This is a genomic window from Gottfriedia acidiceleris (genome assembly GCF_004138285.1).
Lineage (GTDB): Bacteria > Bacillota > Bacilli > Bacillales > Bacillaceae_G > Gottfriedia > Gottfriedia acidiceleris_A.
In genome coordinates, this window is the sequence record NZ_SCFN01000013.1 from 64,059 (window position 1) to 81,321 (window position 17,263).

General features: G+C 33.2%; 17 protein-coding genes. 16 read left to right on the top strand and 1 reads right to left on the bottom strand.

The window, feature by feature from the left end; all coding sequences use genetic code 11:
• The first annotated feature begins 60 nt into the window (after positions 1-60).
• The 7 genes from EP747_RS17485 (at position 61) to EP747_RS17515 (ending at position 8,140) form a co-directional block, all read left to right on the top strand.
• A complete protein-coding gene (locus tag EP747_RS17485; RefSeq protein WP_129691378.1) occupies positions 61-942 on the top strand; it encodes a carbohydrate ABC transporter permease in 882 nt (293 codons plus the stop codon).
• Complete coding sequence (locus EP747_RS17490) at positions 929-1,780, top strand: carbohydrate ABC transporter permease (protein ID WP_129691379.1); 852 nt, start codon at positions 929-931, stop codon at positions 1,778-1,780. Before EP747_RS17485 ends, EP747_RS17490 begins: the two co-directional genes overlap by 14 nt.
• A 35-nt stretch (positions 1,781-1,815) precedes the next feature.
• Positions 1,816-2,874: a zinc-dependent alcohol dehydrogenase gene (locus EP747_RS17495; RefSeq protein ID WP_129691380.1), complete on the top strand. Its 1,059-nt coding sequence runs from the start codon at positions 1,816-1,818 to the stop codon at positions 2,872-2,874.
• A gap of 66 nt (positions 2,875-2,940) precedes the next feature.
• A complete protein-coding gene (locus EP747_RS17500; RefSeq protein ID WP_129691381.1) occupies positions 2,941-3,753 on the top strand; it encodes a sugar phosphate isomerase/epimerase family protein in 813 nt (270 codons plus the stop codon).
• A complete protein-coding gene (locus EP747_RS17505; protein WP_129691436.1) occupies positions 3,753-4,787 on the top strand; it encodes a Gfo/Idh/MocA family protein in 1,035 nt (344 codons plus the stop codon). The genes EP747_RS17500 and EP747_RS17505 overlap by 1 nt, the downstream gene beginning before the upstream one ends.
• Positions 4,784-7,006 (top strand): glycoside hydrolase family 65 protein, encoded by a 2,223-nt coding sequence (locus EP747_RS17510; protein WP_129691382.1) that lies wholly within the window; start codon positions 4,784-4,786, stop codon positions 7,004-7,006. The genes EP747_RS17505 and EP747_RS17510 overlap by 4 nt, the downstream gene beginning before the upstream one ends.
• A 12-nt stretch (positions 7,007-7,018) precedes the next feature.
• Positions 7,019-8,140: a glycerate kinase gene (locus EP747_RS17515; protein ID WP_129691383.1), complete on the top strand. Its 1,122-nt coding sequence runs from the start codon at positions 7,019-7,021 to the stop codon at positions 8,138-8,140.
• A gap of 125 nt (positions 8,141-8,265) precedes the next feature.
• Here the strand turns inward: EP747_RS17515 and EP747_RS17520 are convergent, their stop codons facing one another.
• Complete coding sequence (locus tag EP747_RS17520; RefSeq protein ID WP_129691384.1) at positions 8,266-9,459, bottom strand: chromate transporter; 1,194 nt, start codon at positions 9,457-9,459, stop codon at positions 8,266-8,268.
• 192 nt (positions 9,460-9,651) lie between these two features.
• On the opposite strand from EP747_RS17520, the gene EP747_RS17525 reads away from it, so the two are divergent.
• The 9 genes from EP747_RS17525 (at position 9,652) to EP747_RS17565 (ending at position 17,070) form a co-directional block, all read left to right on the top strand.
• Positions 9,652-10,989 (top strand): D-serine ammonia-lyase, encoded by a 1,338-nt coding sequence (locus EP747_RS17525; protein ID WP_129691385.1) that lies wholly within the window; start codon positions 9,652-9,654, stop codon positions 10,987-10,989.
• A 315-nt stretch (positions 10,990-11,304) separates the two neighbouring features.
• A complete protein-coding gene (locus tag EP747_RS17530; protein WP_129691386.1) occupies positions 11,305-12,780 on the top strand; it encodes an aminotransferase class V-fold PLP-dependent enzyme in 1,476 nt (491 codons plus the stop codon).
• Positions 12,781-12,982: 202 nt separating this feature from the next.
• Positions 12,983-13,243: a metal-sensitive transcriptional regulator gene (locus tag EP747_RS17535; RefSeq protein ID WP_098848528.1), complete on the top strand. Its 261-nt coding sequence runs from the start codon at positions 12,983-12,985 to the stop codon at positions 13,241-13,243.
• A 127-nt stretch (positions 13,244-13,370) separates the two neighbouring features.
• Positions 13,371-13,847, top strand: coding sequence for a DsrE/DsrF/DrsH-like family protein (locus EP747_RS17540; protein ID WP_129691387.1), 477 nt, complete (start codon positions 13,371-13,373; stop codon positions 13,845-13,847).
• Between the two features lie 20 nt (positions 13,848-13,867).
• Entirely contained in the window at positions 13,868-14,164 is a 297-nt protein-coding gene (locus tag EP747_RS17545) for a rhodanese-like domain-containing protein (RefSeq protein ID WP_129691388.1), read from the top strand.
• A 54-nt stretch (positions 14,165-14,218) separates the two neighbouring features.
• Entirely contained in the window at positions 14,219-14,791 is a 573-nt protein-coding gene (locus EP747_RS17550; protein WP_129691389.1) for a sulfurtransferase TusA family protein, read from the top strand.
• Between the two features lie 43 nt (positions 14,792-14,834).
• Positions 14,835-15,962, top strand: a complete 1,128-nt coding sequence (locus EP747_RS17555) for an MBL fold metallo-hydrolase (protein ID WP_129691390.1) — start codon at positions 14,835-14,837, stop codon at positions 15,960-15,962.
• A 20-nt stretch (positions 15,963-15,982) separates the two neighbouring features.
• The gene (locus EP747_RS17560) at positions 15,983-16,210 is read left to right on the top strand and encodes a sulfurtransferase TusA family protein (RefSeq protein ID WP_129691391.1); all 228 of its coding nucleotides are present in this window, start codon (positions 15,983-15,985) and stop codon (positions 16,208-16,210) included.
• A gap of 68 nt (positions 16,211-16,278) precedes the next feature.
• Positions 16,279-17,070 (top strand): sulfite exporter TauE/SafE family protein, encoded by a 792-nt coding sequence (locus EP747_RS17565; protein ID WP_129691392.1) that lies wholly within the window; start codon positions 16,279-16,281, stop codon positions 17,068-17,070.
• Positions 17,071-17,263 lie beyond the last annotated feature (193 nt).

Consider the following 17,263-nt stretch of genomic DNA (forward strand, 5'->3'; position numbering starts at 1 on the left):
AACTTTTCTTTTATCACCAATCTATCAAATAAGAGAATAGATTGTTTTTTAGGAGGAAGTATGAAACCGATTGTCCGAAAAAAATCTGATATAAAGCTAGCCATGGTACTACTTTTACCAAGTATTTTCCTACTATTATTACTAGTTGCTTATCCGATGTTATCTAATATTAAAATAAGTTTTTTTGATCAGCCGATTAACCCTAGATTACCAGCTAAGTTTGTTGGTTTATCTCATTACACAGATGTTATTAAAGATATCGAGTTCTATAAATCTTTAGGAATTACCATTCTATATACAGTATTAACTGTAGTTGGTAGTACAGTAGTTGGTCTTGGTGTTGCTTTATTCTTTAATCGTCCATTTAAGTTCCGTAAAACTGCTCGTTCTTTAATAATCCTTTCTTATGTAACTCCATCTATTTCATTAGTTTTTGCTTGGAAATATATGTTTAATAACTCATATGGGATTATCAATTACTTAGGAACGGATGTTTTTCATCTATTTAAAAGGGCGCCACTATGGTTTGACAATCCAGTTTATAGTTTTATAGTTGTAGTAGTTTTTGCGATTTGGAAGTATTTCCCTTATGCATTTATTTCGTTTTTAGCAATCTTGCAAACGATAGATAAATCATTATACGAAGCTGCGGATATCGATGGGGCTTCACAATGGCAAAAGTTTAACGTTGTAACTTTACCAGCGATTATGCCGGTATTACTAACTGTTGTAACTTTACGATTTATTTGGATGTTCTACATGTTTACAGATGTTTACTTATTAACAAACAAAGTAAATATTTTAGGTATTTATTTATACGAAACAGCGTTTGCTTTCAATAATTTAGGAAAAGCATCGTCAATTTCAGTAATCCTATTTATTATCTTATTCATCGTAATTATCGTTTCAAGAAAGAGGGTGAACTTAAATGGCAGCAAGTAGTAAAAGAAGCAAGATCATTAAGAAAACAAGTTTTTATGTAGTATTAATCCTTTTATTAGGAATCATGTTATTCCCATTCTTTGTAATGCTAATGACGTCATTAAAAAGTTCAAAAGAAGCAATTGCAACAAATCCGACATTATTGCCACATGAATGGACTTTCCAGCATTATATTGATATTTTTAATCCGACAATTTTCCCATATTTAAACTACTTTAAAAATAGTTTAATTGTCGCTATAATCGCAGCTTCATTATCAGTCGTTCTTGGTATTTTAGGAGCGTACGCTTTATCGAAACTAAAGTTTAAAGGAAGAGTGACGATAAATGCTAGTTTTTACACTGTTTATATGTTTTCAGGGATCTTACTAGTTGTCCCATTATTTAAAATCATTTCTGGTTTCGGTTTATATGATACAAAAATGGCATTGATCATTACGATGATTGTTCAAACTCTACCAACAGCAATCTTTATGTTAAAGAGTTATTTCGATACAATTCCTGAAGATTTGGAAGAAGCGGCTATGATTGATGGTCTTAGTCGATTAAAAATAATCTTCTATATTATTATTCCTTTGTCAATATCGGGAATCGTATCTGTTTTCGTATATGCATTTATGATTGCATGGAATGATTATTTATTTGCATCAATTTTCTTATCAAGTTCAGAAAACTTTACGTTACCAATCGGTTTAAATACTTTATTCAGTACACCAGATTATGTGTGGGGTCGTATGATGGCAGCATCTTTAGTTACTGCTTTACCAGTAGTTATTATGTATGCATTATCTGAGCACTTTATTAAAGGTAACTTAACTGAAGGTGGAGTAAAAGGTTAATTCGAAATAATTTTTTACTGAAAGGATGAAATAAAATGAAAAAATTAGTAGCAGTTGAACCAAGAGTTGCAGCATTAGTCGAGTACGAAGATCGCCTTGTACAACCAAATGAAGTAAAAATTAAAGTCGAATTTGCTTCACCAAAACATGGTACAGAAGTGGTTGATTTTAGAGGACTTAGTCCATTTATTGATGAAGAGTTCAATGAAGAATGGAAAATGTTTATGCCACGTGAAGAAGGAGCTGCTCGTGGAATCGTATTTGGTGAATTTCAATTAGGAAATATGGTTGTAGGTAGCATTTGTGAAATCGGTGATGAAGTAACTGAGTACAAATTAGGAGATCAAGTTTGTACTTATGGTCCAATCATGGAAACCGTAATCGTTAATGCTGTAGATAATTATAAATTACGTAAAATGCCAGAAGGTTCTTCATGGAAGAATGCAGTTTATTATGATCCAGCACAATTTGCAATGAGCGGAGTTAGGGATGCAAATGTTAGAGCCGGTGATTATGTAGTAGTTGTAGGACTAGGTGCAATTGGACAAATTGCTATCCAGTTAGCAAAGAAAGCTGGAGCTAGTATTGTAATTGGTGTAGATCCATTACAACATAGATGCGATATCGCGTTAAAAAATGGAGCGGATTATTGCTTCAATCCAATTAACTGCGATTTAGGATATGAAATTAAAAAAATTACTAATAAGTTAGGTGCAGATTCAATCATTGAAACAAGTGGTGTATCAAGTTCACTGCAAGCAGCACTAAGAGGAATTGCATACGGTGGAACAATTTCTTATGTAGCTTTTGCTAAACCTTTCCCAGAAGGATTTAATCTTGGTCGTGAAGCACATTTTAATAATGCTAAAATTGTATTTTCAAGAGGTAGTAGTGAACCCAACCCGGATTATCCACGTTGGTCACGTAAACGAATCGAAAATACTTGTTGGGAATTATTAATGAATGGTTATTTAAATTGTGAAGATTTAATTGAACCAGTTGTTTCATTTGAAGAAGTAGCTGAATCGTATATGGAATTTGTTGATCAAAAGCCCGAACTAAGCATTAAGATGGGTGTTCAATTTAAAAAATAATAAGAATATCAATCATTAAAATCATGGGAGTGTATTACACTCCCTTCTGTTTAGGAGTGGATTTCGTTGAAAATTGGAACACAAAATCAAGCATTTTTTCCAGAAAATATTAAAGAAAAATTTAAATACTTAAAAGAAATTGGTTTTGAAGGATTTGAAATCGATGGCAAGTTTTTAGTTGATAATTTAGAAGAAGTTAAAGAAGCAATTGCTGAGACTGGCTTACCGGTAACGACAGCTTGTGGTGGTTATTATGGCTGGATTGGTGATTTTATTGAAGAGCGTCGTTTAAAAGGTTTAGCAGATATTGAAGAAATTCTAAAAGCTTTAAAAGAAGTTGGAGGAAAAGGTATTGTTGTACCTGCAGCTTGGGGAATGTTTACATTCCGATTACCACCTATGTCTTCTCCAAGAAGTCTAGAAGGAGATCGCAAAACAGTTACTGAATCACTAGTTTTTCTAGATAAAGTGGCCGGTGAAACTGGAACGACTATTTACTTAGAACCTTTAAATCGCTATCAAGATCATATGATTAATACTTTAGCTGATGCACGTAAATATATTGAAGATAATCAGTTTAAAAACGTCAAAATCATTGCAGATTTTTATCATATGAATATTGAGGAAGATGGTATTTCTGAGGCACTTCACGCTAATCGTGATTTAGTTGAACATATTCACATCGCAGACAACCACCGTTTCCAACCAGGAAGTGGATCTCTTGATTTTAAAAAGTATTTTGACCAACTTAAAGAAGATGAGTATGAAGGCTTTTTAACATTTGAATGTCGTGTAAGAGGAAATAACTTAGAAGATGAATATATTAAAGCATTTCATCATATAAAAGAATCTTTAAACTTAAAAGGTGAAGCACTGTGATTAAAAAGAAAGTAGCTATTATAGGCGGGGGCCAAATAGCTGAAAAAGTTCACGTTGCTTACTATAAAACTAGAGCAGATTTAGAAATAGTTGCCGTAGTCGGTACAAATGAGGAAGCATTAAAGAGCTTTGCAGAGCGTAATGAGATTCCTAACTATTACACGGATGCTGCTGAAATGTATGCGAATGAAAAACCGGAAATTGTAAGTGTTTGCACTCCGAATAAATTTCATTTCGATAATGTAATGCAGGCGTTAGAAAATAATTGTCATGTTTTTTGTGAAAAACCTCCTGCAATTTTGGCAGAGGATGCAAGAAAAATGTATGAAACAGCTTTAGAAAAAGGGCTTATCCTTGCTTATGATTTTCATCATCGATTTGCTGATGACGTAACGATTATAAAAGAAAAAATAGATCAAGGTTTATTAGGTCAAATTTATTTTGTAAAAGTAAAAGCTTTAAGACGAAATGGAATTCCTGGATGGGGTAGCTTTACTAATAAAGAAATTCAAGGTGGGGGACCTCTAATCGATTTAGGAATTCATATGCTTGATGCTGCACTTTTCGTTATGAATTATCCAAAAGTAAAGAAAGTTACAGCAAAAATGTTTCAGAAGATTGGTACTAAGAAAGATGAAGGTGCATTTGGTAAATGGGACCCATCAAAATTTGAAGTAGAAGATTCTTTATTTTCTTATATAGAGTTAGAGAATGGATGTTTAATTCAGCTTGAAACATCTTTTGCATTAAATATAAAAGAAAAATCAGAAATGAATGTAGAACTATGCGGAGAAGAAGCTGGTGCAACAATGTTCCCGGCTGAAATCTATACGGATGAAAAAGGAGAGCTTGTATCCCTATTAAAGAGAGAAGAGGCTGACCCTGACCGTCATACTAAAAGTATGGCAGCCTTTGTTAATCGTTGCTTAGGACAGAATGTTATGTTAGCAGATGGAGAACAAGGTTATGCTATTCAAAGACTTGTAGAAGCGATTTATCAATCAGCTGAAAAAGGTGAGAGTATATCTTTATGAATGAAGTAAATGTAATTAATGAAATACAATTTGATTTACAATATATAAATAAATATGCAACGATCATGGCTCTTGGAAATGGATATTTAGGTTTACGTGCTAGTCATGAGGAATATTATTCTGAACAAACTCGTGGTATGTATGTGGCTGGTATTTATAATAAATTTACACCAAATGATATTACAGAGTTAGTCAATTTGCCAGATTTAGTTGGTATAAAAATCGAAATAAATAATGAAATATTTTCAGTTTTAACAGGAGAAGTACTATCTTATGACCGTACTTTAAATATGCAAAATGGAGAACTAACGAAAGAAGTTATCTGGAAAAACAAAGAAGGTAATCGCTTTTGTTTAAAATTCCAACGATTTGTTTCAAAAGATAATTTACATTTACTTGCTTCTAAAGTTAGTGTAGTCAGTTTAGATTGTAGTGCATCAATTAAAGTTACGACTGGTATCGATGCGCAAATGTCTAACTTTGGAAAGCAACATCTTTTAGAAGAAAATGTACGAGTTATTGATAAAAAAATAATGCATGCTGTATATAGAACAACTGAAAGCGATCACTCAATCGCAATGGCAACTTCATGTAAAGTTTCAAGTGAAAGTGATGTTTCTTTTGTGGCTAAAAACAGACAGCTTTTGGCGATTATTAAACATGATTTAGTCGTTGATCGGCCGTTTGAATTAGAAAAAATAAGTGCTGTTTATACTTCAAATGACTTGTTTGTAGATGATCCCGCACTATCAAGTATTCATACTGTTCAAGAAAATCTTGATAATGGTTACGATCGTTTATTAGTAAGCTCATCTATAAAATGGAATGAGTTTTGGAAAAAGAAACGCGTAATCATTTCTTCTAAAGAAGCTATAGATCAAATAGCATTAGATTTTTCACTTTACCATATTGAAATAATGACACCTGCACATGATGATCGCTTTAGCGTTGGAGCAAAAGGATTAACAGGTGAAGGATACAAAGGTCATGTATTCTGGGATACGGAAATCTTTATTGCACCGTTTCATTTGTTCACTGATCCGGATGTAACAAGAAATTTATTAAGATATCGCTATCTTCATATTAAAGAAGCAAAAGAGAAGGCAACTAAAAATGGCTATTCTGGAGCTTTATTCCCATGGGAAAGTGCATTTTCTGGTATGGAAGAAACGCCAGAATATGCAGCTATTAATATACTAACGGGTAAACGCCAAAAAGTGGCTTCAGCTCTTGCTGAACACCATATTGTTGCTGACATTGCATATTCGGTTATTCAATACTATGAAAATACACTTGATGAGTCATTTATGGCAAATGAAGGGCTAGAATTACTAAAAGAAACAGCACGCTTTTGGATAAGTCGTACGACAGAAGAAAATCAAGCACTTTCTATTAAAGATGTAATCGGACCAGATGAATATACTGAACATATTAATAATAATGCTTATACGAACTATATGGCATATTATAATGTTCAACAAGCTTTAAGTTTTATGGAAAAATATAATAACATCGATGCTGAAATTGTTGAGGCTGGTAAGGATTTTCTAAATCTACTTTACTTACCAAAACCAAATGCAGAAAATATTATTCCACAGGATGATACATTTTTATCAAAACCAGAAATTGATTTATCAAAATATAAACAAAAACAAGGTAGTCAGGCAATTCTTTTTGACTATTCACGTCAAGAAGTAAATGAGATGCAAATTTTAAAGCAAGCTGACGTAGTTATGCTATTATACCTTTTCCCTAACTTATTTGAAGAGGATGTTGTTAAAAAGAATTTGCACTATTATGAGGAGCATACAATTCATGATTCTTCACTTAGTAAAGCCATCCATGCAATTGTTGCTGCAAGATGTGGAGAAAAAGAAAATGCTTATCGATTCTTCCAAGAAGCTTGCTTAATCGATCTAGGTCCAAATCCGAAATCATCAGATGAAGGAATACATGCAGCATCTCTAGGTGCGAATTGGTTAGCCACAATATTTGGTTTTGCAAACGTTACGATGGAATCAAATAAGCTAAAAATTAATCCTAACTTACCTAAAAACTGGGACAAACTTTCATTCCCGTTCCATTGGCAAGGTACAAATCTTGAGATTTCAATTACGCACGAATCTGTAACGGTAACAAAACAAACTGATACAGAAATTGTAATCGAAATTAATGGAGAATTATTTAACTTAACAGATCAAATAATCGCATCACTTTAAGGAGGAGGACAAATGAAAGTAGTAATATTACCTGATTCCTTTAAAGAAAGCTTGGATGCAATGAATGTAGCTAATGCCATTCATAAAGGCTTTCATTCCGTATATCCGAATGCAGAGTATCATTTATTACCATTAGCAGACGGAGGGGAGGGCACTGTTCAAGCTTTAATCGCTTCAAATGGTGGAGAAGTAGAAACGATTAATGTAACAGGGCCTCTTAATGAAAGCGTTCAAGCTAAAATTGCATTTTCTAAAGATAATAAAACAGCATTTATAGAAATGGCTGAAGCCTGTGGTTTGCATCTTGTACCACTAGATAAACGTGATCCTTTACAAACTACTTCCTTTGGTGTTGGCGAATTAATTCTTTATGCTATTGAGCGTGGAGTTTCTGAGCTTATTGTTGGTGTTGGAGGTAGTTCAACAAATGATGGTGGGATTGGTATGGCAACAGCGCTAGGTTACCAATTCTTCGATCAAAATGGTGAAAAAATTGAAAGCAATGGTGAGGCATTGCTAAAAGTAGCTTCAATGTCTGACGAAAACAAGTCACCACTATTAGATAAAGTAAAAATCACTATTGCGGCAGATGTTGTTAATCCATTGATTGGTAGAAATGGAGCAACATATATATTTGGACCACAGAAAGGACTTTCTGCGGATCAATTAGCTACAATAGATGAAGCAATGGGAAATTTCTATCAGATTACTGAGCATTATCTAAATAAATCCGTCTCAGAGATCCCCGGTAGTGGAGCTGGTGGAGGCATGGGTGCAGGCCTAATGCTATTCGCAAATGCTTCAATAAAAAAAGGGATTGAACTTGTTCTTGAACAATTAAATGTTAAAGAAGTATGTAAGGATGCTGACATCGTAATTGTAGGAGAAGGCAGAATGGATGGACAAACAATTTATGGTAAAGCACCTGTTGGAGCGGCTGCTTGTGCCCCATCTAATGCGAAAGTAATTGCAATTTGTGGTAGTATTGGTGATGGGATAGAGGAATTGTATAAACACGGAATCGATGCCATTTTTCCTACGATTCCTGCAATCTTACCGATTGAAGATGTTATGGAAAACGCATTTGAAAATATTGAAAGAACTGCAAGAAATATTGCTGTATTGTTAAAATAATTGAAAATAAAAAAGCAGAAAAACATTGTATGAGTTTTTCTGCTTTTTTATTGGATTTGCCTTCTATTAAAAATGGCGAGGAGCTGTTCTCCTAAAGTTTGAACAGATAATTAACCAAATAAAATTTAAATTTTAGATAAAATTTCCCCACTAATTGCTCCTACAAGTACAATAATCCATGGTGGTAATTGCATAATTACTAACATACTAAATAAGATCGCTACGATTAGAAAGTCAAAAATCGAAAATACAGAGCTTATCCATATTGGATTACAAAAAGCTGAAATTAAAATCCCAACTACTGCTGCGTTTACACCTAATAAAGCTCTCCTTAATTTCGAATTACGACGCATACTAGACCAAAATGGGAGAGTACCTAAAATAAGTAGGAATGCAGGTAAAAAGATGGCGATCGTTGCAATTAAACCTCCTCGCCAGCCTACCATTACAGTTCCTAAATAGGCTGCAAACGTAAATAATGGTCCAGGTACAGCTTGGGTGACACCATATCCAACCAAAAATGTTTCTTTGTTTAGCCATCCAGTAGGAACAAACTCTCGTTCAAGTAAAGGGAGAACAACATGGCCTCCACCAAATACCATCGATCCTGCTCTGAAAAAACTGTCAAATATAGAAATCCATTTTGACGATGTAAATGAACTAATTAAGGGTAATAAACCTAATAATATAAAAAATATAGCCAAACAAATGACTGAAACCCTTTTTGATATATTCGTAATTAATGTAGTTTTATCACTATTTTCATTATCTTGATATAGAAAATATCCTACAATTGAAGAAATTAAAATGACAGCAATTTGAGTGAATGTCGTTTGCCATATTAGTGTAGCAGTCATTGCAAACAAAGCAAGAGCTTTCCTTTTTAAATCAGGTGTCAAGTTCTTCACCATGCCTAAAATAGCCTGTGCAACAATTGGCACTGCAACCAGTTTTAGTCCATGGATCCAACCTGAATTCTTTATATCCAAGTCTTGTAGTAATAATGTAAATAACATAAGTGCAATTACGGATGGTAATGTAAATCCAATAAATGAGACAATGCCACCTAAGACCCCTGCACGTATTACGCCAATACCAATGCCAACTTGGCTACTTGCTGGTCCAGGTAAAAATTGTGACAAAGCTACTAAGTCAGCATAGTTTTGATCGTCAATCCACTTTTTCCTTCTTACATATTCTTCACGAAAATAACCTAAATGAGCAATTGGTCCACCAAAAGAAGTTAAGCCCAGTTTAGTAGAAACAATAAGTATTTCTAACAAAAGATATAACTTACTATTTTTATGATTAGGATTCATATTCCCTCCAACAATGATATATAGAAATAGTATAGTTTGAATCAAAGTCTAAACCAATCTCTTTTCGTGTGAATTTACAAAAGATTAACAATCAAAGCTATGTTTGAAACTCTATTTGAAAACAATGTTACTGACCTAGTGGTAATATCTGATAAACTACATATAAACTGTTTAAGCCTAGGAGGAAAATAGATGAAAAGAATTGATATACAGGCATATATAGAAAATTATCCAATCCTAAAAAAACTGATGAACTTAGAGGAATATCTTTGGTTGAACCCAAATCTTGAGATGTTTCAAAAAGCAATTAAAAAGTCACCACTTACTCAAGATGATATAAACGACGCGGATGAACGATTAAAAAGGTTTGCCCCATATATATCAAAGGTTTTTCCAGAAACTAAAGATACAAATGGCATTATTGAGTCACCTTTAGTAGAAATTCCTTCTATGAAACAATCGTTAGAGAAAAATTTCGAACAAACTATATTAGGAGAATTATTTTTAAAATGTGATAGTCATTTACCAATATCAGGGTCAATTAAAGCAAGAGGTGGCATTTATGAGATATTAAAGCATGCTGAAAGCCTAGCTATAAAGCATCAACTATTAAGGATTGAAGATGATTACTCAAAAATAGATAGTGATATTTTTAGAGACTTTTTCTCAAACTACTCAATTGCTGTAGGGTCAACAGGTAATTTAGGTATGAGCATTGGAATTATTAGTGCAAAGTTAGGGTTTAAAGTAACTGTACATATGTCAGCGGATGCAAAGCAATGGAAAAAAGATTTACTTAGAAGTAAAAACGTAAATGTCATTGAGTACGAGGCGGATTATAGTAAGGCAGTAGAAGAAGGACGAATTCAAGCAGAAGCAGATCCTAATTGTTATTTTGTGGACGATGAAAATTCACAAGATTTATTTTTAGGATATGCAGTAGCAGCATCACGATTAAAAAAGCAGTTTGAAGAATTAGACATTACAATTGATGAAAATCATCCATTATTTGTTTATTTACCTTGCGGAGTTGGAGGAGGACCTGGTGGTGTCGCATTTGGTCTGAAACTATTATTTAAAGATAATGTTCATTTCTTTTTTGCCGAGCCAACTCATTCTCCTTGTATGTTGATTGGATTAATGACAGGACTTCACGATCAAGTTTCTGTACAAGATTTTGGCATTGATAATAAAACGGATGCAGATGGCCTAGCTGTGGGGAGACCATCTGGCTTTGTAGGAAAAATCATGGAGCCTTTTTTAAGTGGTTGCTATACAATAAGTGATGAAAAACTATATTCCATGTTAAAAGAATTAGTTGATACTGAGGATCTTTATTTAGAACCGTCAGCACTAGCTGGTATGATCGGTCCAATTAAATTATTTAAAGAAGGCAAGGATTATTTACTAAAAAATAATTTGTTGAAAAAAATGGAAAATAGTACCCATGTCATTTGGGGCACAGGTGGTAGTATGGTCCCAGAAAAAATGATGAAAGAGTACTATCAAAAAGGGTCTCTTTTTAAATAAAATAGATAGTGTAAAATTTTACTAATATTTTAAAAGTGAAAAAATTCTTTTAATGCAGAATAATTTGACATATATTTGTATATGTAAATAAGTTTTCTATTTAGATTTTGACGCAAGATATTTTCTTTTTAATTGGTTCTGTTTAAAAATTGATAAACTATTTTAAAAAAGCCTTTCCGTCATGAGCGGACTGGCTTCAGTGCATTTTATATAATACCCATAAGGGTATTGGAATACTCGGTTTTATCTTAATTACCTTAAACAGAGACTTCCGATTAAAAAGCACAAAACATATTCTCATTAGGAGCGATAAAATTGAATTTAGAAAAGTATTTTTCACAATTTAGAAAAGAGATTATTGGAAATGAAAAAACATTCTTATCGCCATTTGGTGAAAAGAAAATTATTTATTTAGATTGGGCTGCGAGCGGTAGGTTATATGGACCAGTTGAAGAAAAATTACTTTCAACTTTTGGACCATATGTTGCAAATACGCATACGGAATCAAATATAACTGGAAGCACGATGACGAATTGTTATCATGAAGCATTACAGATCATAAAAGAGCATGTTAATGCAAGCGCTTCCGACACAATCTTAACTGATGGATCAGGAATGACTGGCGTTATGAATAAGTTTCAACGTATTTTAGGGCTAAAAATTCATGAAAATTTCCACTTCCGTTTAAGTATACCTGAGGAAGAAAGACCAGTTGTTTTTATAACAAGTATGGAGCATCATAGCAATCATACTTCGTGGTTAGAAACAATTTGTGATGTAGAAGTTGTGCCTAATTGTACTAATAATGTAGTCGATTTAAACTATTTAAGAAATCGACTTGAGTTTTATAAAAATAAACGAAAATTAATTGGATCCTTCAGTGCTTGTTCTAATGTATCTGGATTAATTACACCTTATCATAAGCTAGCTAGACTAATGCATGAATATAATGGTGTTTGTTTTGTGGATTTCTCAGCTTCTGCGCCATATGTTGACATTGATATGCATCCTAGTGACCCAATGGAAAAACTTGATGCAATTCTGTTTTCACCTCACAAGTTTTTAGGAGGACCTGGTAGTAGTGGAGTTTTGATATTTGACTCTTCAATGTATCAAAATAAAATTCCAGATCATCCAGGTGGAGGAACTGTTGAATGGACAAATCCATGGGGTGAGAAAAAATACATTAACAATATTCGTGAAAGAGAAGATGGGGGTACTCCAGGATTTCTACAAACAATTAGAACAGCTCTTGCAATTAAGGTGAAAAATGCAATGGGTACTGCGAATATATTGAATCGTGAAGAAGAATTGGCACACATCGTATTAGATGAGCTTAGAACAATTGAAAATGTAGTGTTACTTGAAGATTCAAGTAATCCACGATTAGGTTTTTATTCTTTTTATTTAAAAAATATTCATCATAATTTAGTAGTTAGATTATTAAATGATCGTTACGGAATTCAAGTACGAGGTGGTTGTTCATGTGCGGGTACTTATGGACATATGCTACTGAATATTACAAGAGAAATGTCTAAAGCAATTACAGATGAAATCGATAATGGCAATATTAGCGTAAAGCCTGGTTGGATTCGCATGAGTGTTCATCCAACGACCACGAATGAAGAAGTAGTCATATTCACTAATGCTTTAAAAGATATTATTCAAAACATTGGAGAATGGTCTAAAGATTATATTTATTTAAAAGAGAAAAATGACTTTATCCATAAAGACGAAGCAGTTATGGAAGTAGGAACTTATTTTGAGATGGAAATGACAGTAAAATCTTAAAATAACGTATTAAAAAAAGATCACGTTATTGTGATCTTTTTTGTTCATGATTATCTTTTAACCAACTAAAAGTTGATTTATTTAACTAAAATAAAACGATTGACATAATACCCTGTGGGGTATATATTACAAGTAAGAATATTCCACATATATTCTAAAAAAAGTTAAGCTTTGTTTAGTTCTGTAAGTTAGGGGTGATTTAATGAAATATGATGATCCAGTAAAAAATAGAGTAAAGCGAATTGAGGGACAGATTCGTGGAATTTTAAAAATGATGGAGGAAGACAAAGACTGTAAAGATGTCATTACACAGTTATCAGCAGTTAAATCAGCTTTGGATCGTACGATTGGCGTAATAGTAAGCTCAAATTTAGTTGATTGTGTCCGAAATGCGAATGAAAACGGGCAAGATGCCGAAGATTTAGTGAAAGAAGCAGTAAATTTACTTGTAAAAAGTAGATAATATATGATTTGACACAATTTTTTATTTTTAATATCATATACCCATAGGGGTAATAGTATATATAAGATATATTTTTTTGTTTTGTTATATACCCTAGTGGGTATAAAGAACGATAAGGAGAAAGAATATGACAACTAAGAAAACTAATATCATTTTATTTAGTGGAGATTATGACAAAGCAATGGCTGCCTACATTATTGCGAACGGTGCAGCAGCTTTTGATCATGAAGTAACTATTTTTCATACATTTTGGGGATTGAATGCTTTACGAAAAGGTGAACATGTAGCAACAAAAAAAGGTTTTATTGAAAAGATGTTTGGAAAGATGATGCCTAGAGGCGCAGATAAAATGGGACTTTCTAAAATGAATTTCGCTGGTTTTGGACCAAAGATGATTAAGGATATTATTAAAAAGCATAATGCATTGCCTTTACCACAATTAATTGAAATGGCTCAAGAACAAGATATAAATTTAGTAGCATGTACAATGACAATGGATCTGTTAGGTCTACAAACAGAAGAGTTATTAGAGGATATTCAGTATGCTGGTGTTGCAGCCTACATTGGTGAAGCAGAAGAAGGTCAAGTTAACTTATTTATTTAATTAGAAAGGATTTGAAGAATATGAAAGAAATTACTACGATTGAGCTTGAAAATGAATTAAAAACTGGAAAAGAATTAAATATTATCGATGTTCGTGAAGTAGATGAAGTTGCAGCTGGAAAAATCCGAGAAGCTATTCATATTCCACTTGGATTAATCGAATTTCGATTACACGAATTAGATAAATCAAAAGAATATATTATGGTTTGTCGCTCAGGTGCAAGAAGTGGCCGTGCAACGGAATTCCTTCAATCTCAAGGGTTTAACGTTAAAAACATGGTAGGCGGAATGCTTTCTTGGGAAGGGAACGTGGAATAATTTTTTTGATTAAATATATACCCCTAGTGGTATTCTATGTGCGGAGGTCATAATATGGAGTTCATTAAAACAAATATGAAATTAGATGCAAAAGGATTAGCTTGTCCAATGCCGATTGTAAAGACTAGAAAAGCAATGAAGGATTTAGATAATGGCCAAGTAATCGAGGTTCAAGCAACGGATAAAGGTTCAAAAGCAGACATTAAAGCTTGGGCGGAAAGCACTGGGAATCAATACTTAGGAACAATCGAAAATGGAGAAGTATTACTTCATTATTTAAGAAAATCTTCAGATGAAAATACAATTGAAAAAAGATTTGAAAACGTCATTTCAAACGATCAATTAAGTCAAAAGCTACAAAATGAAAATATAATCGTTTTAGATGTAAGAGAAGAAGCAGAATATGTATTTAATCATATACCAAATGCGGTATCGATTCCTTTAGGTGAATTGGAGAGCCGTATGACAGAATTAAATAAAGATAATGAAATATATATCATTTGCAGAACTGGAAACCGCAGTGATCTTGCAGCTCAATTACTAGTTTCGAGTGGTTTTACTAACGTGTTTAATGTAATACCTGGAATGACTGAGTGGTCTGGTGAAACAGCGAGCATAAAAGGTTAATCTAATTTTTTTGAATAATAATATACTGTGGGGGGTATAAAGGATGGCAGTCACATCAATGTCTGCAAAAGAGATTACAAAAAAAATATTTGATAAAGAAGAACTATTTATTCTAGATGTACGAAATACTGATGATTATAACGATTGGAAAATAGAAGGTTCAAATTTTGAACATTTAAATATACCTTATTTTGATTTACTTGATGGGGTTGAAGACATCTTAGATAAGATTCCTTCAAGTACAGATGTTTTAGTTGTGTGTGCTAAAGAAGGATCTTCCATCATGATTGCAGAGATGCTTTCAGACGAGGGACTAGACGTAGCTTACCTTAAAGGCGGAATGAAAGAGTGGAGTGAACATCTAGAACCAGTAAAAATTGCAGATTTAAAAAATAGTGGTGAGCTGTATCAATTTGTCAGAATCGGTAAGGGCTGTTTATCCTACATGGTTATCTCAAATAATGAGGCAGCTATTATTGATTCTACTCGAATGACGGATATCTATATTGATTTTGCAAATACAAAGAACGCAAAAATTACACATGTATTTGATACTCACCTTCATGCAGACCATATTTCTGGTGGAAAAAAAATAGCTGAGCTTACTGGCGCAACATACTGGTTACCGCCAAAGGATGCTAAAGAGGTTACCTTTGAATATAGTCCATTAGAAGATGGTAATAAGGTAATAATTGGTGAAACAGCAATCAGTATTGAGGCTTTTTATTCACCAGGTCATACAATCGGATCAACTTCTTTTGTTATTGATGAAAAGTTCTTACTTTCTGGTGACATTTTATTTATCGATTCAATTGGAAGACCTGATCTTGCTGGTATGGCAGAGGATTGGGTAGGGGACTTACGCGAAACCCTTTATAAAAAATACCGAAACTTATCGCTTGAATTAACCGTGCTCCCATCACACTTTATGGTGATTAGTGAATTGAACGAAGATGGTAGTGTTTATAAAAAACTCGGATATTTATTTGATCAGAATCATGGGTTGAACATTGAGAGTGAAAGCGAATTTAGAAAGTTAGTAACTGAGAACTTACCACCACAACCAAACTCATATCAAGAAATCCGTGAAGTAAATATGGGCAAAATTAATTTAAATGAAGAAAAACAGAGAGAAATGGAAATTGGTCCAAATCGCTGTGCAGTACGATAATGAGACTTGGAGGAAATAGAATGGAATCTACAAAATTATTAGATGCAAAAGGCTTAGCATGTCCAATTCCAATTGTAAAAACAAGAAAAGCAATTGCAGAGATTGAAGCAGGCGAAATACTAGAAATTCATGTCACTGATAAAGGTGCTAAAAACGACCTTGCAGCTTGGGCTAAATCAGGTGGACACGAATTATTAGATTATACCGAAGAAGACAATGTTTTAAAATTTTGGATTAAAAAGGGATAAGTTAATAGATTAATAGGAAAAGGAGAGTTAAGTGTTACATCTCCTTTTCTATTATAGGGGGACTTAAATTGGAGTGGACCTTAATTTTAGTACTTTTCTTAGTTGGTTTTTTTGGGTCCTTTATTTCAGGAATGGTAGGGATTGGTGGAGCAATTATAAATTATCCAATGCTCTTATTTATTCCTCCATTATTAGGATTTGCTGCTTTCACACCACATCAAGTTTCAGGTATAAGTGCCGTCCAAGTAGTATTTGCAACTTTAGGCGGAGTATTAAGCTATCGTAAAAGCGGTTATTTAAACAAAAAAGTAATATTAAGTATGGGAATAAGTGTACTAATAGGAAGTTTTCTTGGTGGATTCGGTTCAAATCTACTTTCAGAACATGGAATTAATCTTGTTTACGGAATTTTAGCATTGATTGCGGTCGTTTTAATGTTTATTCCTAGAAAAAACGTCGAGATGTCAGCAGATGGTCAAATTTCAATTAATGTATGGCTTGCTTCAGGTTTGGCATTTATCGTTGGAACTAGTGCAGGTATTGTTGGTGCAGGAGGTGCATTTCTGTTAGTACCAATCATGTTAACGATCTTAAAAATACCAACTCGTGTGACAATTGCTTCGTCATTAGCCATTACATTTATTTCTTCAATAGGCGTAACGATTGGGAAAATCTCTACTGGTCAAGTTGAAATTTTGCCTACAATTATTGTTGTTATTGCAAGTTTAATCGCCTCACCATTAGGTGCAAAAATAGGCAAAAAAACAAAAACGCAGGTTTTACGAGGGATTCTAGCAGTCTTAATTGGTTTTACCGCTTTGAAGATTTGGTTTACGATTATTAAATCATGGCTTATTTGAATAAAGATAAGATTTATAAAACAGAAAACTTTTTATGAGAGTTTTTCTGTTTTTTTATTGGCTTTTTTAATAGTGTGTTGTCTTCTTATGGAACTAATGGTAGGTTAGTTTGATCATGACTTTCAAATTTTTCAAAATAACCGAAGTTTAAAATAGAAGTAATTAGTTAACTTATCTCATCACCGCATGGTCA